Annotated in this window: 16 protein-coding genes; 8 read left to right on the forward strand and 8 right to left on the reverse strand. The window is 48.1% G+C overall.

Features of this window, described 5'->3' with window-relative positions; translation table 11 throughout:
- Nucleotides 1-22: 22 nt before the first annotated feature.
- Both G441_RS0102180 and G441_RS0102185 read right to left on the reverse strand, forming a co-directional pair.
- Nucleotides 23-2,320 carry a TonB-dependent receptor gene (locus G441_RS0102180; RefSeq protein WP_026374834.1) on the reverse strand — a complete coding sequence of 766 codons (2,298 nt, stop codon included), beginning with the start codon at nucleotides 2,318-2,320 and terminating at the stop codon, nucleotides 23-25.
- Nucleotides 2,321-2,466: 146 nt separating this feature from the next.
- Nucleotides 2,467-3,456, reverse strand: coding sequence for a GlxA family transcriptional regulator (locus G441_RS0102185; protein ID WP_026374835.1), 990 nt, complete (start codon nucleotides 3,454-3,456; stop codon nucleotides 2,467-2,469).
- Nucleotides 3,457-3,599: 143 nt separating this feature from the next.
- On the opposite strand from G441_RS0102185, the gene G441_RS0102190 reads away from it, so the two are divergent.
- Genes G441_RS0102190 through G441_RS0102205 form a run of 4 tightly spaced genes read left to right on the forward strand, consistent with a single transcriptional unit; the run spans nucleotide 3,600 to nucleotide 7,972 of the window.
- Entirely contained in the window at nucleotides 3,600-5,393 is a 1,794-nt protein-coding gene (locus G441_RS0102190; protein ID WP_026374836.1) for an acyl-CoA dehydrogenase, read from the forward strand.
- A gap of 15 nt (nucleotides 5,394-5,408) precedes the next feature.
- Nucleotides 5,409-6,413 (forward strand): NADP-dependent oxidoreductase, encoded by a 1,005-nt coding sequence (locus G441_RS0102195; protein ID WP_026374837.1) that lies wholly within the window; start codon nucleotides 5,409-5,411, stop codon nucleotides 6,411-6,413.
- Nucleotides 6,413-7,177 (forward strand): SDR family NAD(P)-dependent oxidoreductase, encoded by a 765-nt coding sequence (locus G441_RS0102200; RefSeq protein WP_026374838.1) that lies wholly within the window; start codon nucleotides 6,413-6,415, stop codon nucleotides 7,175-7,177. Before G441_RS0102195 ends, G441_RS0102200 begins: the two co-directional genes overlap by 1 nt.
- A gap of 30 nt (nucleotides 7,178-7,207) precedes the next feature.
- Nucleotides 7,208-7,972: an SDR family oxidoreductase gene (locus tag G441_RS0102205; protein WP_026374839.1), complete on the forward strand. Its 765-nt coding sequence runs from the start codon at nucleotides 7,208-7,210 to the stop codon at nucleotides 7,970-7,972.
- 565 nt (nucleotides 7,973-8,537) lie between these two features.
- Here the strand turns inward: G441_RS0102205 and G441_RS0102210 are convergent.
- From G441_RS0102210 to G441_RS0102230, 5 genes are all read right to left on the reverse strand, one after another.
- Nucleotides 8,538-8,996, reverse strand: coding sequence for a GNAT family N-acetyltransferase (locus G441_RS0102210; protein WP_026374840.1), 459 nt, complete (start codon nucleotides 8,994-8,996; stop codon nucleotides 8,538-8,540).
- A 246-nt stretch (nucleotides 8,997-9,242) separates the two neighbouring features.
- Entirely contained in the window at nucleotides 9,243-10,433 is a 1,191-nt protein-coding gene (locus G441_RS0102215; RefSeq protein ID WP_026374841.1) for an amino acid aminotransferase, read from the reverse strand.
- A gap of 64 nt (nucleotides 10,434-10,497) precedes the next feature.
- Complete coding sequence (locus G441_RS0102220; protein WP_026374842.1) at nucleotides 10,498-11,262, reverse strand: NRDE family protein; 765 nt, start codon at nucleotides 11,260-11,262, stop codon at nucleotides 10,498-10,500.
- Complete coding sequence (locus G441_RS0102225) at nucleotides 11,262-12,227, reverse strand: FHA domain-containing protein (RefSeq protein ID WP_084407245.1); 966 nt, start codon at nucleotides 12,225-12,227, stop codon at nucleotides 11,262-11,264. Before G441_RS0102225 ends, G441_RS0102220 begins: the two co-directional genes overlap by 1 nt.
- On the reverse strand, nucleotides 12,218-13,471 hold the full coding sequence (locus tag G441_RS0102230) for a S1C family serine protease (protein ID WP_026374844.1): 1,254 nt from the start codon (nucleotides 13,469-13,471) through the stop codon (nucleotides 12,218-12,220). Before G441_RS0102230 ends, G441_RS0102225 begins: the two co-directional genes overlap by 10 nt.
- Nucleotides 13,472-13,551: 80 nt before the next feature.
- Here G441_RS0102230 and G441_RS0102235 point away from each other — a divergent pair, with 80 nt between their 5' ends.
- The 3 genes from G441_RS0102235 to G441_RS0102245 all read left to right on the forward strand — a co-directional run bounded on the left by G441_RS0102235 (nucleotide 13,552) and on the right by G441_RS0102245 (nucleotide 16,117).
- Nucleotides 13,552-14,172, forward strand: a complete 621-nt coding sequence (locus tag G441_RS0102235) for a lysophospholipid acyltransferase family protein (RefSeq protein ID WP_026374845.1) — start codon at nucleotides 13,552-13,554, stop codon at nucleotides 14,170-14,172.
- On the forward strand, nucleotides 14,169-15,410 hold the full coding sequence (locus G441_RS0102240) for a cystathionine gamma-synthase family protein (protein WP_026374846.1): 1,242 nt from the start codon (nucleotides 14,169-14,171) through the stop codon (nucleotides 15,408-15,410). Before G441_RS0102235 ends, G441_RS0102240 begins: the two co-directional genes overlap by 4 nt.
- 95 nt (nucleotides 15,411-15,505) lie before the next feature.
- Nucleotides 15,506-16,117 (forward strand): FMN-dependent NADH-azoreductase, encoded by a 612-nt coding sequence (locus G441_RS0102245; RefSeq protein WP_026374847.1) that lies wholly within the window; start codon nucleotides 15,506-15,508, stop codon nucleotides 16,115-16,117.
- Nucleotides 16,118-16,240: 123 nt separating this feature from the next.
- Here G441_RS0102245 and G441_RS0102250 read toward each other — a convergent pair whose 3' ends face one another.
- Nucleotides 16,241-16,801 carry a glutathione peroxidase gene (locus tag G441_RS0102250; RefSeq protein ID WP_026374848.1) on the reverse strand — a complete coding sequence of 187 codons (561 nt, stop codon included), beginning with the start codon at nucleotides 16,799-16,801 and terminating at the stop codon, nucleotides 16,241-16,243.
- Nucleotides 16,802-16,966: 165 nt separating this feature from the next.
- Between G441_RS0102250 and G441_RS0102255 the strand changes: the two genes are divergently transcribed.
- A complete protein-coding gene (locus tag G441_RS0102255; protein ID WP_034474135.1) occupies nucleotides 16,967-19,456 on the forward strand; it encodes a S9 family peptidase in 2,490 nt (829 codons plus the stop codon).
- Nucleotides 19,457-19,475: the final 19 nt, after the last annotated feature.

The following is a 19,475-nucleotide window of genomic DNA, read 5'->3' on the forward strand; positions in this document are numbered from 1 at the left end:
TTTTTTGTATTCGCGTATTAGTTTAGAAGTTCATTGATGCTTCTATACCGAAGATAGCAGGGTCATTAACGAATCCAGTGTTGTTACTGAAGTCGATAAAGCCTTTTACGTTATCTTCATCGGTAATATTGCGTCCGAATACGGCAATCGTGTAGTCATGCTCCCAGTTGGTGTAACCCACTCTCAGACCTAACTCGAACTGACCGTCAGTGTTGAATTCCACAGACTCATACAGTGCCATATTGGTATCACCCTGATACACGTAGTCGGCGAATACGAAGATTTCACCGTCTTCGACTTCATGGGTGTAACGTGCGGTCAGGTTGAACGTTGACTCAGGCGCCTGCTGGAACGGGTTACCGTCTAATAATGCAAAACCATTGGCATTAAGTGGGTCAGTCACAGTACACAGGCCAGAGCCACAGGCCGCTGTTGCCAGAGTATCGTCATTTAGCTCAGTGTCGTTGTAGCTGAAGCCCGCCGTCATCAACAGGTTTTCACTGACAAGAAGCTCCAGGTCGATCTCAAAGCCCATGCCGGTGCCTTCGTCTGCATTCAACAACTGGTTGCTGTTCGATGTACCACCGATAGCGGACAGCTGTAAATCATCGATCACATAATAGAACGCAGCCGCATTTAAGCGCAGACGGTCATCAAGCAGGTCTGACTTATAACCGACTTCGTAAGACATGATGGTTTCTGAATCCGCCACCGTTGGACCTAACAAGAAGGCGACATCACGACCCTGAATAGACTGTGCGCGGAAACCGCTGGCCACACGGCCATACCACATGGTGTCTTCAGTCTGCTGATAATTAACGCTTAATTCCCAGCTCAGACGATCGTCCTGCTCGTTAACCGGTGCAAGTGCAGGTATGCCTAGATCTACCCATAACTGCCCGTATTGCTGAACAAAGAAATCTTTCTCGTCGTCTGTGTAGCGCAGACCGAGTGTAACGTTCCATTGGTCGTCAAGATCGTAAGAGCCTTGGCCGAACAGTGCCCAGGCAGTGTTTTCATGAGTGACAATGGTGTTGATTGGTGCTGTATTAGCAAAGCCAAATGACGAAAACGATTCGGTTTCTACATCCAGCGTTGAATCGAAGTAGAACGCACCAAACTGCCACTGGAATGCATCACTGGTGTTACTGGAGAAGCGAATTTCCTGCGTGAACTGTTCGACATCAGCACTGTCTTGAGTCACTGATGGTACAAAGATAGGGCCCGGGAATGTCAATGCGTCAGAGCCAAACACGTTGACGAGCGCTGACGAGATACCAGCCGGGACGGAAACACTGGTATCAAAGCTAACTACACCACCGTCAATATCACCGCGAGAGAAGCCGTCTGCTGACTCGGTTGCGGTAATCGAGGTGATGGTAAAGCCATCAAGATCCCAATCTAATTTTAGTGACGCACCAGAGCCTTCGTAACCTTGAGGGTTGTTGTCAGTGCTGTCGTAATACACTACATCACGGTCGTAGTTTTGGTTGAGGTTGTTAGAGCCGGTGTCAAAGATGTTGGCTCTGAAAATAGACGCGGTGCCATCAAGATCTCTGCCATGAACATTGAGCAATGCAGAGAAGTCTGAGCTTGGCTCCCATAAAAGCTGAGCACGATACGCTTTCTCGTCATAACCGCCCATGGCGTCTTTCTCGCCAGTAAAACCGTTGTCAATCCAATCGTCTCGGTCCTGAGACAGCACTGAAATACGGCCAGAAAGGGTATCGGTTAAACCGCCACCGACGGCACCTTCAAAGGTTACCGTATCATATGAGCCATATGAAAGACGTCCGTAGCCTTCGAATGTCTGTGTCGGCTTAACGCTTTCAAATTTGACGATACCAGCAGTAGTGTTGCGACCGAACAGCGTGCCTTGTGGGCCACGAATCACTTCAACCTGCTGTACGTCGAAAAGCGGGAAGCTTTTTAGTACCACATTTTCCTGAACCACTTCGTCCATGATAATGGAAACCGGCTGTGACGCTGCCAAGTCAAAATCAACGTTACCCAGTCCGCGAATGTAAAAACGCGGTGCTGCGCGACCGTTTGATGACTCAGCGTAAAGCCCAGGCACACGTAGTGCAATGGTCAGGATGTCTTCACCCGCACTAAACAGCGAGGTGAACTCTTCACCGGATAGTGTGGCAATTGAAATAGGCACTTCCTGAATGTTCTGTACACGCTTTTGCGCGGTAACAGTGATTTTTTCAAGTGCCAGTTCCTGCTCGGCATTTGACGCGTCCTGCGCAATAACGGTTGTACTGGCCAGTGCTGCATTCACGCATAGCGCCAGTGAGGCAAGTTTATAAGCTTTCATGCTTTTTCACCAAAGTGTGTTAAGTGGAATAGAATTATGGTTTTTATTCGCCGGTGCAACTTAGGCACGAGCTTTCAGGGAGTGCCGAAAATATAGCATCTTTTCATGCATATGCCGATAGTGCAGAGTGGCAAAAAGAAAAAAAGTCAGGGGTTTATCACTGAACGTCTGAAATTATGCCGGTATTGTACCGGAGATAAGCCAATTCGGTTTTTAAACAGGCGGCAAAATGAACTCATATCTTCGTACCCAACCTGATTAATGATCTGTTCGGTACTTAAACTGGTTGTTTCCAGAAACTTCTTTGCCGCCTCAATCCTGACCATCTGCACATAACGAGAAGGTGTTGTACCTGTAGCCTGTTTAAATCGACGGATAAGTGTTCTGGGACTGGTATTAATCAGCGTGGCCAACTGCTCTAGGGAAAGGGAAGAACTGTAGTGTTCTTCAATCCACTCCTGCACAACGGTAATGTCTTTATCGTGATGATGTTTTTTAGAGCGAATATTTCCATATGCTGCCTGGTTGGCTCTTACCGGATCGATAACATGTGCTTTGGCCGTTTGTGCGGCAACATCGTGACCACAGTATCGTTCAATTAACAGTAAGGTCAGATCAAACCAGGCCATGCCACCCCCTGAACAAAACAGTCTATCGTTTTGCGTGATCATCTTGTCTTCCTGTAAGCGAACGAGAGGAAAGCGCCGACGGAAAAGGTCTGCATAGCCCCAATGTGTTGTCGCAGTGAGACCGTCCAACAGGCCAGCCTCGGCGAGGAAAAACGCACCACTGCAATTACTCGCGACGTCTGCCCCAGCATGATAAAGACGCAAGATATGCGGCAAAATGGTGGATTGTTGTTGTAACACGTCTTCAACCCTGCCACCGATCGTCGGAATGAGCAGTAAATCGGTTTTTTTCACATCTTCTATCGCAACATGGGCTTGCAACGTGAGGTTATTAATACAGCGTACAGGTAAGCCTGCCAGGGTCGCAATTTCGACGTGGAATTTTGGCTCTGGTGGTATGCCATGCATTCGTTGCCAGGTCACACCGGCCAGTGCAAATAGCTCAAGTGCACCGGTAATAGCGCTGGCATAGGCCTGTTCGTAGCCTAGAATAGTGACGCGATACATTTGTTAATAACCAGTATGTAGTGTTGTAGATTAGTCTGGTGAATAAATGACGTTTTTAGCCATTATTGTGTCAAAAAAGACAGTTTAATGACTACTTTAACCTGTGACACACTAACGTCAATATCAAAAGAGTGAGTAACAACATGTCTGAGCAATTGATTCATCCGAAAGAGATGACGTTTCAACTCTATGAACTATTAGATACGGAAGCATTGTGCAGTCGAGCAAGATTCGCTGAACACAGTCGTGAGACGTTCGACGCTATTCTGGATACCGCCAATAAAATTGCGAGCGAAAAGTTTGCTCCACACAATGCCAAAGGCGACCAAAACGAGCCTAAATTCGACGGCCACAAAGTGACCATGCTCGATGAAGTCAAACAAGCTTTCGATGCATATCGCGAGTCAGGTTTTATCGCTGGGCGTTATGATTTTGATGATGGCGGCATGCAGTTACCGGAAACCGTGATTAATGCATGCTCTGGCTATTTTCTTGCCGCTAATCCATCCAGTACGGCGTATGCGTTTCTTACCACAGCAGCAGCCAACGTGATCTGTCACTTCGCCAGTGATGAGCTAAAGCAACAGTTTATGCCGCGCATGCTGACTGGTGAGTTTACCGGCACCATGGCGTTGACAGAACCCCACGCAGGGTCATCTTTGGCAGATATTCGTACCATGGCCACGCCTCAGGACGACGGCACCTATCGTCTTAAAGGAAGCAAAATTTACATATCGGGCGGCGAGCACGAATTGTCTGACAACATTGTGCATTTGGTACTGGCGAAAACGCCTGGTGCTCCTGAAGGTGTAAAAGGCATTTCGCTGTTTATCGTGCCCAAATATCGTCTCGATGAAAATGGCCAGCCTGGAAAGCGAAACGATGTATCGCTGGCCGGGCTTATCCATAAGATGGGTTACCGCGGTACCACCTCTACAGCGCTGAGTTTTGGTGACAATGATGATTGTCATGGTTACCTGATTGGTGAGCGTCACCACGGCTTGAAATACATGTTCATGATGATGAATGAAGCCCGCATAGGTGTAGGCTATGGTGCGGCAATGATTGGCTATCGAGGCTATCGCTACGCGCTGGAATATGCCAAAGACCGTGTGCAGGGACGTAAACCCGGCAGCAAAGAGCAGGTAGCCATCATTGAACACGGAGATGTAAGGCGCATGCTGCTGGCGCAGAAGGCCTATTGCGAAGGTGGTATGGCATTGTGTTTTTATGGTGCCAGACTGGTTGATGATCTGGCCACAATTGAAGATGAATCGCAGCGCAGCGCAACTCGTGAATTGCTCGATCTATTAACGCCTGTATGCAAAGCCTGGCCATCGGAATATGGTCCAAAGGCTAATGATCTGGCGATCCAGGTGTTGGGCGGAGCGGGTTACACCAGGGAGTATCCGGTTGAGCAATACTGGCGTGATAACCGACTTAATCCGATTCATGAGGGCACTAACGGTATCCAGGCGCTGGATTTGATGACCCGTAAACTGTGGCAGGCCAACAGTCTGGGACTGCAAACCTTAAAAGAGCGCATTGTGACAGACATGGAGCAGGCGCAGGGGGAGGTTTCTCAGCGCTTACGCAAAGCCCTCACCGCGCATTTGAGTCGTTTTGAGCAGTTGCTACCGGGCATAGGTAAAGCGTTGAATTCAGAACAGCTCGACCCTGCATTGGCCAATGCCCAGTGTGTAATGAACGCGTTTGCCCATATTGTTATCGGGTGGATGTGGATGCGTCAGGCGACGGTATCCGAAAAGGCGCTATCAGCCGAGGATCTGAATGCAGACGATAAACATTTTTATCACGGTAAAGTACAGGCTGCACAATATTACGCGGCATGGGAGTTACCAACGATCGAACGCGATTTCCAACTCATCGAGAGTATGGATAACGCCTGCAGTGCAATGCAGGCTGAATGGTTTTAATTAAGGACACGAATAATGAAAAATAAACAATACCTACTGGCGAAACGCCCAATTGGCACACCTACAGCGGATAACTGGGATTTCGTTGAAACAGACGTGAAAGAGCCTCAAGACGGAGAAATCCTGGTAAAGATTGAATACATTTCGCTGGATCCCGCCATGCGCGGCTGGATGAATGACGCAAAATCCTATATTGAGCCGGTACAAATTGGCGAGGTAATGCGCGCCGGTACGGTTGGCTATGTGGTGAAATCAAAGGCAGAGGGTTTCGCTGAGGGCGATGCGGTATATGGTCACTTCGGTGTGCAGCAATATGCCACGGTGTCTGCCAAAGGTGTACATAAAGTTGACCCTTCTCTGGCACCGCTGGAACGCTATCTAGGTGTATTGGGCATGCCGGGCATGACGGCCTATTTCGGCATCCTTGATACCGGTCAGCCAAAAGAAGGTGAGACGGTTGTGGTGTCTGGCGCTGCCGGTGCGGTGGGCTCTGTAGTTGGTCAGATCGCCAAAATTAAAGGCTGCCGCGTAGTAGGGATCGCGGGAGGCAAAGATAAGTGCGACTTTGTGGTAAATGAGTTGGGCTTCGACGCGGCCATTGATTATAAGTCGCAAAACGTCAAAAAGGCCCTTCGTGAGACATGCCCGAATGGCGTTGATGTTTATTTTGACAACGTCGGTGGTGACATTCTTGATGATGTACTCACCCAAATAAACTTTAAGGCGCGCATCGTTATTTGTGGCGCGATCAGCCAATACAACAACACTACGCCGGTAAAAGGGCCTTCAAACTATCTGTCTCTGCTGGTCAATCGCGCCAGAATGGAAGGGATCGTGGTGTTCGATAATGCCAAGAACTACGGTATTGCCGCCAAGGAGATGGCGGGTTGGATTGCGCAAGGCAAGCTGCAAGCTAAAGAGCACGTAGAAGTGGGTATCGAACGTTTTCCAGAAGTATTGTTAATGCTCTTTAACGGAGAAAACTTCGGTAAGCTGGTATTGAAGGTGGACGGTGAGTAATGCAGGCAGCCGACGTACAAGGTAAAAAAATCCTGATCACAGGCGCTGCTTCAGGCATAGGTGCCGCTACTGCTGCGCTATTAGCTGAGCGCGGTGCGTCTCTGTTTCTGTCTGATATAAACAAGGACGCATTACAGCAACAGCAGGAAAAACTTGCAGCAAGCGGCACTGACGTCGCTTCATTAGCTTGCGATGTAAGTGATGCACAGTCAGTGCAAAGGCTGTTTGCAAGTGCGCTAGAGCACTTAGGTGGTATCGATGTGTGTATCAATAATGCAGGCATTGATCATACCCCGACGCCGCTGCACCTGACCGATGATGAGACGTTTGCACGTGTGATGCAGGTTAATACCACTGGTGTGTGGCTTTGCATGAAACAGGCGTTGCAGGTGATGTTAAACGCCAAAGCGGGTCACATCATTAATTTGGCATCGGTTGCAGGGTTACGTTCATCTCCGATGATTGCCGCCTATGCAGCGTCAAAGCACGCCGTAATGGGGTTGACCAAATCGGCAGCCGTTGAGTATGCGAAAATGAATATCCGCGTTAATGCGGTGTGTCCAAGCTTTGTTAACACGCCGATGGTGCAAAATGTGTTATCGCATATGGATGAGCGTGCGGCCAATGCGCTGGTGAAAGCCAATCCAATGAAACGTTTGGGTAACGTTGAAGAGATCGCTTATGCGCTGGCATGGTTATGCAGCGATGAATCGAGCTTCATGACCGGTCAGTCCGTGGTACTGGACGGCGGCATGCTTGCCTAACAATGCAAACACTATTGAAAAGAGCGAATTATGAAAACTGACTTATTTGATTTAACCGGCAAAGTCGCACTCATAACGGGTGCCAGCCGAGGTATCGGTGAAGCCATTGCCCATCTTCTTGCCGCATATGGGGCGGAAGTGATTGTATCGAGCCGTAAAATAGACGGGTGTGAAGCGGTCGCACAAGCGATCCGTGATAAAGGCGGTAAAGCGCGTGCTCTGGCCTGCCATGTTGGTGATATGCAACAAATTGAAGACACCTTCAAAAATATACGCGCAAATGAAGGCAAGCTGGACATCCTGGTCAATAACGCCGCGGCCAATCCGTATTTCGGGCATATTCTGGATACCGACTTAGGCGCTTATAACAAAACCGTTGAGGTGAACCTGCGAGGCTATTTCTTTATGTCGGTCGAGGGCGGCAAGATGATGCGTGAGCAGGGTGGTGGCGTGATCCTTAATACTGCTTCAGTAAATGGTGTGTCACCTGGTGACATGCAGGGCATTTATTCCATCACCAAAGCGGCAGTTATTAATATGACTAAAGCGTTCGCCAGAGAATGCGGGTCATTGAATATCCGCTGTAATGCATTATTGCCGGGATTAACGGAAACGAAATTTGCATCAGCCCTGACACAGAATGAGAAGATCCTGAAAAAGGCGCTGACGGTAATTCCACTTGGCAGAGTTGCTCAGCCTGAAGAAATGGCGGGCACCGTATTATATCTGGTATCAGATGCGTCCAGTTATACGACAGGTACAACGGTTACGGTAGATGGCGGTATGCTCGCCTGAGCATAGAATTAATGAAGATGATTAAGCCAAGTTGACCTGAATTAGGGGGTTTGATGCGAGTTACCTACTCACCCCTAATTCATAAAAGTTAAACGGAAAGGGAGCGGAATGCTCCCTTTTTATAACATCACGTCAGAGAATGCTTTGTACGTATTTCAGCCGGTCGTATTTCGGCCAACCCCAGTGTCTCGAATGGGCTAATACCGAACTCTGAAAAACCTACCGTCATTGCGGCGCAGGCCGCAACCTCCTTGGCCATGTGGCTTACTATCAAACATCTGAAGCGCTTGCAAACAGCCGGTATTGTTTGATTACACAAAAACATGCTTGGAGATCCTGGCCTCCGCCAGGATGACGATTCTTCGATGAAGCTAACTAAAAGGTAGCTTCTTGTCTTTAGGAGGCTGCCGCCTTCGCGGCAGAGACTGGCTGGTTTTGTATTGAGCAGACCACCGCCGTCGTGGTGGTGACTATGAGTTCGTTATGGTGATTTAGTGGTGTCTGACTGAACGTTGTCTTTTTGAGTTCTTCGGTATAGGTATGGTAATGGTCTTCCTGAAGCTTGTTATTTTAAGTTTCTTGTCATGAAGCAACTATTAACATTAAGCTTATAATCTGAAAAAGGGTCACAGTATCTAAAACCAAACGCTTCATATAGTTTGCGAGCCGGACCAAAGAAATCTTGAGTTCCTGTCTCTAGACTCATCTTTGAATACCCTAAATCGTGGGCATTGGAAATAACATGATTGAGCAGACTTTTTGCGACACCTCTATTTCTGAAATTTCTCGCTGTTCTCATTGATTTCAACTCAACATGACCAGAGTCAAGGCGTTTTAGGGCTACGCATCCCAATATTTCTCTATGCTCCCACGCACTGAAAAAGGTTATATTTGGGGCTTTAAGCGCTCGTAAATCAAGTGCATGGACGCTTTCTGGAGGAGAAGTGGCATACATGTCAGATAGGTGTTCTTTAAGAAGCTCAATGACGTCTCGACTGCTAAGGTCATCTATCTTTATTTCCATTTTCGTTTAATTTTATTCTGGATGAAAAAGTTGAAGGGAGAACTTCAGTTCTGAGTCAAAGTGCGTAGTCGAATTAGAATAACAAAGAGCCTTTTTAATGTCTGCTGGTTGTTTTCGACAGACCACCGCCGTCGCGGTGGTGACCAAAAGTATGCGGTGGTGACTACAAGGACGCGTTTGTGATTATCATAAAGTTGTCCTGATGAGGCTACCGCGATGGCGGTAGCGACAGGATAGTTTTAATGTTTACATCACTGATACGAGTGCTTTGGCGAGTGTTTCGACATTGTCCTTACTAATGCCGGCGATATTGACGCGGCTGGAATCGACAAAATAGACACTGTGTTTTTCGCGTACTTCACGCACTTGCTCTGGTGAAATACACAGATAAGAGAACATGCCTTTTTGCTGATTAACGAAGCCAAATTCTTTTGGCGCACCATTTTCGGCCAGCTTTGATACTAACATCGCGCGCAGTTCAGTCATGCGCGTGCGCATGGCGGTGACTTCGTTTTCCCAATTGTGACGCAGTGCCTCGTCATGCAAAATAATGTCGACCAGTGCGCCACCCCATGATGGAGGCATCGAATAAATACCGCGAGCAACCGACTGAATTTGCGACTGCATGATCGATGACGTCTTACTGTCGTTTGAAACAATTGCAGCCAGACCCACTCGTTCACGATACAAGCCGAAGTTTTTCGAGCAAGATGCCGCGATAATCACTTCCGGTAAGTTTTCAACCAGCAAGCGCAATCCGTAGGCGTCTTGCTCAAGACCGTCGCCGAAGCCCAGATAGGCGAGATCAATAAATGGCAGGAAGCCGCGCTGTTGCGCAAGCTCAAGGAGCTGATCCCACTGTTCGTTAGTCAGATCCGCACCCGTCGGGTTATGACAGCAGCCATGTAACAGCACCACGTCACCTTTGCCACACTGCTTCAGTGTGTCCATCATGGCATCAAAGCGAATACCCGCCGTGTCTTTATCAAAATAGGGATAGGTTTCAAGTGTGAGTCCGGCATTACCAATCAATGGCACATGGTTGGCCCAGGTTGGATCGCTTACCCATACCTTGGTGTCGGTGCTGACTCTGGTAAGTAACTCGGCAAGAATACGCAATGCGCCGCAGCCGCCCGGTGCTTGGACTGCCGCCACACGGTTGGCCAGTAGCGCGGGACTATGTTTACCAAGCATCAGTTCCAGCATGCCATCAATGTAGCCCTGGTGTCCCTGTGGTGTGATATAGGTCTTGCTGTCTTCCTGCTGGAGCAGACGGGTTTGTGCCTGTTGCACGCTGTCCATTATGGGCGTGCGGCCTTGTTCATCTTTATACACACCCACACCCAAATCTATTTTATTTGGATTGGGATCCTCACGAAAAGCGGCAGAAAGGCCAAGAATAGGATCGGCGGGCAGTGAGGGGAGCACTTCAAACACGTCAATTGTCCTTATTATTAGGAGGTGAGTTAATCGCTGGTATTATGCCACTACGGCTGCTAAATCATAGTCTGAATTGAAAGGCTTTGGTGTCGAAAACCTGAGCCTGATTGTTATAGCTTCTCTCATGCCAGTGAACATGACGCTGGCGGTCAATTAACAACACGGTGGAGCTGCGCGTACCGTATTCTTCTCCAAGGATAAAAATAGACGATAACCGCTGTTCCCACTCAATTGGAATGCCTGTATCAGGTAACAGTTCAGGATCTGCCTGACTGGTGTCTTTGAGCAATTCAAAAAGCTCGTCAACGCTGATTGGTTCATGCTTTTCAACACACTGTCTCAGGTTGTTCACTCCGCGGTTTATTTTTGGCCACGGGCTATTGATATATGCGTTAGATAAGCCGTGAAACCCATCGCCTAATTTATCACTGCGGTTAAGGTGATTATTGTATACCCGCAGATCATGCCATTGCCCATAGAGCAGGTTGTAGCCGTTAAATGCCTGTCTACTATTAATAAGCTGGGCTTCATAGCGATTTTCATCGATGTTGTTAAGCAGATAGTCAGTCGTGAGTACGCCACGAGACGTGGCATTGGGGTCGATGCGTTGAGGGTCACGAATGTTAGTCAATGCGGCTATTTTGCCGTTACGCGTAACCCCCATCCAGGTGCCTCCGGCTTGCAAATCCCGTCCTGCAAGCAGTTCTGGATGTTCAGGCCAGAATCCCGAAGGCTTCGTCCCGCGGGTGAAAAACTCGTCCCGATTAGCCGCCAATATTAATGGGTAATCCGGATGCTGATTGACTGCCAGAAACACAATACACATTACTTGTCGCTTCCTGCATCGCGCAAACTGTCCACACTGTTAAATAGCGCATCAGCATCCTGCATGAGTTGGTTCACAGGTTGTGGCGAGCGCAGCAAGAAAGCGGGGGGTAATAATGTAGAGTCGTAACTGGCTCGCTGACTGAAATTATCACTGTAGTGAAAGGTAAAGTAGCTCAATGGTAAAAGCGTTAGAAACGTCATAACGCTGGTGATCATATGACGTCGTCGTTGTGGTTGATGAAAGGCAATAAACAGCGTGAGCCAGTAAAATGACCAGCAAATGATGGCAACCACGCCCAGCATCAGCGTGTCTATCCACGGCTGCTGACCGGTGTTAAATCGCAGCACAATTTCCAGCGTGGATATGGCAAAGGTGATGATCAACGTCATCCATAGCAAACTGAACTGGGAAGTGAGTCGTGCTTCTTTACTGTTAAGTTTAGCCAGTAGCCCAAAAAATAGCGGCCACACGCATAAAACGAGCAATTGCGCGCCGGTTTGACCAAGCAAGCTACCCCAGCGAACATCAGAAAATTGAGTCAGGTAATCAGAGTAAAGATTGAGCCCGGCATAAATGAGTGCGAGAAGTGCTGCCACCCAGACTGAATTCATCCACTCAATGCGCGCCTCCATGGGGTTTAGCTTCTGCGCGGGAGCGACGTGTCGTTGACTGGAAAAGACTCGCATGCGACTGCGGCCAAGGGTAATGATATCGCGTTCGGTTACGCTTGCCTGCGCACTGTGCTCGCCGTTAACCAGTGTGCCGTTAAGCGAGTCATTATCATTGATAACCAGCGTATCATCATCACGCTGGTCGATACTGATGTGTGTTGCATCAATGTAGGGATCATCAAGCTGCACATCGGCTTCATAGCCACGTCCAACAGTGACGTGATTTGTATCAAGACGATGCAGGCTTTTACGCTGCGAATTTCTGTCTAATACCTCAACCATTATTGCCATGATACCGCCTCAATAAACTTTTCAGTAAATGACATGGCTTCTGATTTGCCTACGCCTGATAGGGTAAAGTGACTGACAAGGCCCGCTTGCTGATGGTCAAGGCTGGCCGCGACGTACAGTACGTCATATAACCTGTCAAATGCCTTATATGCCCGCAAACACAAAATACTGCGCGTTGTCACCGCATACCGGTTGTTTACGGTATGCGTGTTACAGCGATAGTTTGTGACATCCTCCTCGGTGGCGAGATTACCCGCACCTGCGCCGTCAATACCGTCACTCAGGAATCGGTAAAAGCGGTTGGTAGAGAAGTCGTCACTCTGCAACCATTCAAACTCCATTTCTATCGCGCCTGTTCGTAGCGAATTGTGCACGAAAATGTTGTCGTTAAGGCGACAGCGGTTTTCAACAGACAGAAAATGTGCGTTTTCCTGGTCACGATTTGAGTCACCCCAACAGGACATGAACGGTACGACATCGGCTGGGATCTTTGCTTCACCCAGTTCCGTTATAGGCCAATCTTGTTGAATGAACGCGGACACCAGATCGGTTTGATTGTCGACTAACTGATTTTCAATCAGTGCAATAAATTGTTCCTGACTGAATTCAGATTCGGGAATATTGGCAAGCAGATGTTGTAAGGGTGAAAGTGGCACAAGAAAACCAATCTGATTCCCTGCAGTCGCAACATTTACGCCCATAACTAAACCCGCATCATTGACTACCGGACCGCCGCTCATGCCTGGATTAATAGAGCCGGTAAAATGAATGCGTTGATAAAAACTACGTTTACTCAGGCCATTAAAGGTGCCTGGCACAACAATCATGCCCAGATCGTGTGGGTTACCCAAACTGTATATGGGTGAACCCTGTTCCGGTAGATTATCGGCAACGTGTAAATAGGGCAGTGGGCTATCTACCAGTCTTTGCACCACGGCAAGATCATTGACCACATCAATATACCGCAGTTTGAGCGATCCTTGGTTTCCGGCGTGATCTTCAAATTCAATTCGTACATTGTCCGCATTAAAGACGGCATCAGAGATAACATGATAGTTCGTCACGATAAGCCCAGAGGCGCTAACCGCGAATCCCGAGCCAATAGACGACTTGTTATTCGAATCATTGTTGATGATGCGAATTTGATACAAAGAGGATTGATAGTCGTTGAACAGGTCCTTAGCGGTTTCCTGCGCAACGCTACTGAATGCACACACGGCGAGAAAAAAGATCAGTAACTTCAAAATAATAGGTTGGCTTATAGGCTGTGAATTATCAGGTGACTATGATAAAAGATGTGGCAAAAGGTTGTAAGTAAAATAATATGAAGAAAGACCCTTTCCAATTACCCGATGTCGGTAATAACGTGCCTCGCGGAGGCAATGCATTCACCCACTGGCTGGGCAAAACCTATCTCAAATTAAGTGGCTGGAGCTTCACTGGCCAACTCCCGGATCGCAAAAAAATGGTTATCGCGGTTGCGCCCCATACGTCTAACTGGGATTTTTTTGTCGGATTGGCCGTACTCTTCGCACTCAGGCTTAAAATAAATTTTTTAGGTAAGCACACCATTTTTATTCCGCCGATATCCTGGTTTCTCAGAGCCATAGGTGGGATCCCTGTGGACAGACGGTCAACGCATGGTGTGGTTGGCAATATCGCCATGCAACTGAAAGAGAAGCAACAAACGATATTAGCTATTGCGCCAGAAGGCACTCGAAGCCCGGTATTTCCGTGGAAGACCGGTTTTCTGCAAATCGCCAACCAGGCAAATATGCCTGTGTTACTGATTGGCTTTGATTTTTCGAAAAAGCAGATCCAATTTGGTCCGTTGTTTGAGGTGAACGGTGATATCGAATCTCACATGCACACCGTCTATGACTTTTATGCTACTGTGCAGGGCAAATACCCCGACAACGTTGTTTTTCCGGAGAATAAAGCGTGAGTAACAAGGGATTCACCACTCGCCTGGTACATGCCGACCGACATCTTAACAAGCCGGAACATGGCGCAGTACATCAATCAACTAACAATTCTGTGCTGTTTGAATATGAGGATGTGCATGAGCTGATCGACGTATTTCAGGGCAAAAAGGCCGGACATGTCTATTCTCGTTCCTCATCATCTTCTGCTGCTGCGCTGCAAAATATCATCAATGAGCTGGAGCAGGGCATTGCTGCGCTGACTTTTGCGACGGGGATGGCAGCCATTTCATCGGCGTTATTGTCGCTGCTAAAAACTGGCGATCACATTATCGCCAGTCAGTATTTGTTTGGAAACACACGCAGTTTTATTGAAACCCTGAAAGCACTGGGTATTGAGGTCAGCCTCGTTGACGTGACTGAAGCCAAAGCCGTTGAAGATGCGGTAAAACCGCGTACTCGAATGGTATTTACCGAAACCATCGCCAATCCGGTTACGCAGATTGCAGACCTGACAGGGATTGGTATGGTCTGTGAGAAACACAATCTGTTATATGTACTAGATAACACGATGACGCCCGCATACCTGTTTTCTGCTAAATCGGTAGGCGCGTCATTAGTGGTCCAGTCGTTAACGAAATATATCGCAGGCCATGGCAATGTACTGGGCGGTGCGTTGATTGATACCGGACTGTTTAACTGGCAAGACTTCCCCAACATCGTCTCCACCTATCAGGTGTCAGACATCGCTCAGTGGGGGATTACGCAGATTAAAAAACGTGGGTTACGAGATATTGGCGCGACGTTAGCACCAGAGTCTGCTGCCAGTATATCTGTCGGGTTGGAAACATTAGCACTGAGAATGGAGCGAAGCTGCAGCAATGCACTTAAACTCGCGACTTACCTGCATTCACATCCTGCGGTCAAGCAGGTGTATTATCCCGGCCTGGCGGATCATCCTCAACATTGTCGGGCCAGAGAATTATTCAAGGCGTATGGTGCAATTTTAAGTATTGATGTTAATCCAGATGTGGATTGTCATGCATTGCTTAATGCATTGGAGCTGGTGATCACTGCTACCCATCTGGGTGATACTCGGACACTGGCGCTGCCAGTCGCGTCAACCATCTTCTTTGAAAATGGTCCAGAAGAACGCCAGCGCATGGGCATTGGCGATACCATGATACGCATTTCTGTCGGCATTGAGGATATCGACGATATTATCAGTGACTTTGACAACGCATTTTCAATGGTGTCGTAAGTTCCAAAAAATAGAATATAAATCTCGAATATTGCTAATTATCATTCTAAATATTTGCATTAAACTGTGCTCAAACATTCATTGGGAGCAAGTCGATGCAAAATGTATTAGTGATCAATAGCAGTATTAACGGGGCAGAAGGCAATTCAGCAAAACTGGTATCGCGCTTTATTGAAAAGTGGCAAAGCGAAGCTGAATTACAGATCAATGACCTTGACCTCACATCGCTGGCATTACTTCATTTGACCCAGCAGGAAATGCAGGCGTGGATGACCGATAAAGACCAGCGTACGCCAGAGCAGCAAACGTTGGCAGCCCTGTCAGATGACTTCATCGCTGACGTACAATGGGCAGATACGTTAGTGATCGGCATGCCGATGTATAATTTCAGTATGCCTTCTGTATTTAAGGCCTGGATTGACCGTATTGCGCGGGCAGGCATCACCTTTAAATATACGCCAGATGGTCCTGTTGGCCTGTTGAAAAACAAGAGGGTGATAGTGCTTGCGGCGCGGGGCGGCAAATACGCTGGCACCGCGAAAGATACACAAACACAATACCTCAATGATGTCTTTGCATTTATCGGAATCGACAATGTGGATTTTGTGTATGCAGAGGGATTGGCGATGGGAGAGGAGAGCTTTAAGCAAAATTGGCATGCTGCCGAACAAAAAAATGTTGAACTAATCTCGCAGATGGTTGCCTAACTTTATGCAGTTAGCTAGGTCTTGCTAGTTTCTACTAGCATTGCAGCTAAAGTGTGTTCCAAGTTGAGTGTGCTTGATTGCCCCGCAGATAGCGGGGCTTTTTTATTTGATTTTCTTAAAAAATCAGCTGGCTTTGCCAAGCGCCTTTTGAATGTCTTCAATGAAATCATCATCATCTGGTTTAGTAAACCCGCTGTAGGCGTTGATGATGTTTCCGTCTCTGTCCATCAGATATTTGTAGAAGTTCCATTTGGGTGTTGTACCAGAGCGCTCTGCAAGCATGCGATATAGCGGGTCTGCATCATCACCACGCACGGGCATGGTCTCGAACATGGGGAATTTTACTCCATAGGTTAATTCGCACAGCTCGGCTGTCTTACTTTCGTCATCAAATTCCTGTTTAAAATCATTTGACGGGAAGCCAAGTACAACCAAACCCTGGTCCTTGTATTCACTATAGAGTGCTTCAAGGCCTTCGAACTGTGGGGTAAATCCGCATTTACTGGCAGTATTTACAAACAACACTGCTTTACCCGCATATTCATCACACAAATTCACCACTTCCTGAGAGTTAAGCTTTCGCTTCATGAACTTGAGCAAATCTGGACACTGTGCAGCGCTTGCTGCGCCATGAAAACTCAGTAAGCAGACTGAAAAGCAAAAATAAGTGAACAGTTTTTTCATCGTTTTGGTTTCATCCTAAGTAGTAAAACACGGTATCATCAACGCGCGATTGTAATGCCTTGTATCCTGAGGATCTGGTTTTAGATCACTGCGTTTGTTGATTTATATGACTCGACAAACGTGGGATCGCATTCACGTCATAACATTAAAATGAAAAGGTAAACAATGAAAATAACGCATACCTGTTTCGCCCTGTCATTCGCGGCAGCCACCCTATCGGGCTGTGCCGCTACCGATATATCTGCCTCGACGAGCCCTGAGCAGTCACGTCCTGCTTCTGTAGCTACCGTCGTTACGCCGCAGACGCCTACTTATACCGCTGATGGCAAACTCGCTATTACGCTGGAACAGATTATGGCGGATCCTGACTGGTTGGGCAGACAACCAGAGCGAGCCTATTGGGCAGATGATGGTCAGGCCGTTCTTTATTACCGCAAGCGTGAAGGCTCGCCGATCGACGATCTGTGGCGTAAAAATCTGAACGCCGACACGAATGGTGAGACTGTAGCGCTGTCAGAATTGCACGCACATGCTTACCGTTCACGGATTGTGAACAGCGATAACAGCATGGCTGCCTGGGTATTCGAAGACAATCTGTTTGTTAAAGACTTATCCACTGGTGTAATCAGGCAGCTCACCCGTGGCGGCGACAGGCCTTACAACCTGCAGTTTATGCTAGACGGCAGCATTGGTATGCAGCGCGGTAACGCCTATTACACTATTAACCCCGCCAGTGGATTGACATCCCAGTTAGTGTCATGGCGCTTTGCCGCGCCGCCAAAAGCGGTGGAAGCCCCCAAAGATTATATCGCACAAGAACAGATCAAGCTGATTGACTATGTGGCTTTACAGCGCAACAACCGTCTTCTGAGGGAAGAGCATCAGCAGCTACTGCAACAGCAAAATGCAACGGTGACACCTGAGCCTCTGTATTTTGATGCAAAGCTCGAGCTGGCGCGTTTAAGCGTCTCACCGGCTGGCGATAAGGCGGTGTTCGCGTTACGAGAAGACACACCCAACCGCAGTGAAACGGATATCATGCCTAACTATATTCAGGAAGATGGCCGTATCGCCGCCGAGCCAGTGCGTCGCCGCGTCGCTGACGCTGAGCCACAGTCTCATGAACTATGGCTGGCTGATCTGCAAAATGGCACAACGCAGTCGCTGTCCTACCAGACATTGCCTGGCTATAACGAAGACGTCCTGGCTGACGTAAAGCGCGAGAACGCCAAAGCGAAAGGCGAAGATTATCAGGTGAACCGCTTGCCTAGAGCGATTGGCCTGATCAACGACTGGTATTGGTCAGAAAGCCCGATTCAGTGGAATCGTGATGGACAGCAGGTCGCGATCATGTTGGAGGCATGGGATAACAAAGACCGCTGGATAGCGACGGTAGATTTTGATGACAGTGCGCTGGTCAGTGAACATCGTTTACATGACGATGCATGGATTAATTATCGTTTTAATACCTTCGGATGGCTGAATCAGTCTGACGAGCTGTTTTTCATCTCTGAACAAAGTGGCTATGCCCATCTTTACATCAAAGCGCCGGGTGAAAAAGAAAGAGCATTAACGTCAGGCAATTATGAGGTCGACGACCTGACATTGACTCGCGATGATGGCTATTTCTATTTTAAAGCGAACAAAAAGCACCCCGGCATTTATGAGATCTACCGTGTCAATGTGCTAAATGGTCAACATGAGATGCTGACCGACCTGAATGGTATGACTGACTATGTGCTGAGTCCGCAGGAGGACGCACTGTTACTCACGCACTCCAAGGTTACTCAGCCACCAGAGCTGTATGTGCAAAATGTCGGTAATACGGACGTTGTTAAGTTAACCGACACTGTCAGCGATGCATTTAAGTCTATGCCGTGGACAGCGCCACAAATTGTCGCTATCCCCTCATCACATGACGATCAGCCAATTTATAGCCGCGTTTATTTACCCAAAGGCGGTGATGGCTCTGCGAAACGCGCTGTAGTCTTTAATCACGGTGCGGGCTATTTGCAAAATGCCCACCTAGGTTGGTCCGGCTACTTCAGAGAGTTTATGTTCCACAGCATGCTGGCGCAGCAGGGCTATGTTGTGCTGGATATGGATTATCGCGCTTCGGCCGGTTATGGACGGGATTGGCGCACCGCGATTTATCGCCGTATGGGAACGCCAGAAGTTGAAGATCTGCGTGATGGCGTAAGCTGGCTTGTGGATAATGCCGGCGTCGATCGTCAGCGCATTGGTACTTATGGTGGTTCATATGGCGGGTTTCTGACCTTTATGTCGTTGTTTACTGCACCCGAACTGTTCCAGTCTGGCGCAGCACTGCGTCCGGTCAGTGACTGGGCCCATTACAATCATCCTTACACATCCAATATTCTGAATACACCGGATGTGGATCCGATTGCTTATGAGCGCAGCAGTCCAATCTATTTCGCCGAAGGGTTACAAAAACCGCTGTTAATCAATGCGCCAATGATCGATAACAACGTGTTTTTTGTTGACGTAGTGCGACTGGTTCAGCGCCTGATTGAGCTTGAAAAGGAAGATTTCGAGACGGCGATTTATCCTGTGGAGCCGCATGGATTTGTGCAGCCAAGCTCGTGGCTGGATGAATATCGTCGTATTTATAAGCTGTTTGAAGAGACCCTGTAAACTGAGCAAGGAGGTGCAG

The sequence above is a fragment of the Aestuariibacter salexigens DSM 15300 genome, from assembly GCF_000429145.1.
GTDB lineage: Bacteria > Pseudomonadota > Gammaproteobacteria > Enterobacterales > Alteromonadaceae > Aestuariibacter > Aestuariibacter salexigens.

Coding starts and splice junctions, on each gene's coding strand:
- G441_RS0102220 (WP_026374842.1), bottom strand. CDS start 11,262: ATGTGTATTGTGTTTCTGGCAGTCAATCAGCATCCGGATTACCCATTA.
- G441_RS0102225 (WP_084407245.1), bottom strand. CDS start 12,227: ATGGCAATAATGGTTGAGGTATTAGACAGAAATTCGCAGCGTAAAAGC.
- G441_RS0102245 (WP_026374847.1), top strand. CDS start 15,506: ATGCAAAATGTATTAGTGATCAATAGCAGTATTAACGGGGCAGAAGGC.
- G441_RS0102255 (WP_034474135.1), top strand. CDS start 16,967: ATGAAAATAACGCATACCTGTTTCGCCCTGTCATTCGCGGCAGCCACC.
- G441_RS0102185 (WP_026374835.1), bottom strand. CDS start 3,456: ATGTATCGCGTCACTATTCTAGGCTACGAACAGGCCTATGCCAGCGCT.
- G441_RS0102205 (WP_026374839.1), top strand. CDS start 7,208: ATGAAAACTGACTTATTTGATTTAACCGGCAAAGTCGCACTCATAACG.
- G441_RS0102200 (WP_026374838.1), top strand. CDS start 6,413: ATGCAGGCAGCCGACGTACAAGGTAAAAAAATCCTGATCACAGGCGCT.
- G441_RS0102180 (WP_026374834.1), bottom strand. CDS start 2,320: ATGAAAGCTTATAAACTTGCCTCACTGGCGCTATGCGTGAATGCAGCA.
- G441_RS0102210 (WP_026374840.1), bottom strand. CDS start 8,996: ATGGAAATAAAGATAGATGACCTTAGCAGTCGAGACGTCATTGAGCTT.
- G441_RS0102235 (WP_026374845.1), top strand. CDS start 13,552: ATGAAGAAAGACCCTTTCCAATTACCCGATGTCGGTAATAACGTGCCT.
- G441_RS0102250 (WP_026374848.1), bottom strand. CDS start 16,801: ATGAAAAAACTGTTCACTTATTTTTGCTTTTCAGTCTGCTTACTGAGT.
- G441_RS0102195 (WP_026374837.1), top strand. CDS start 5,409: ATGAAAAATAAACAATACCTACTGGCGAAACGCCCAATTGGCACACCT.
- G441_RS0102190 (WP_026374836.1), top strand. CDS start 3,600: ATGTCTGAGCAATTGATTCATCCGAAAGAGATGACGTTTCAACTCTAT.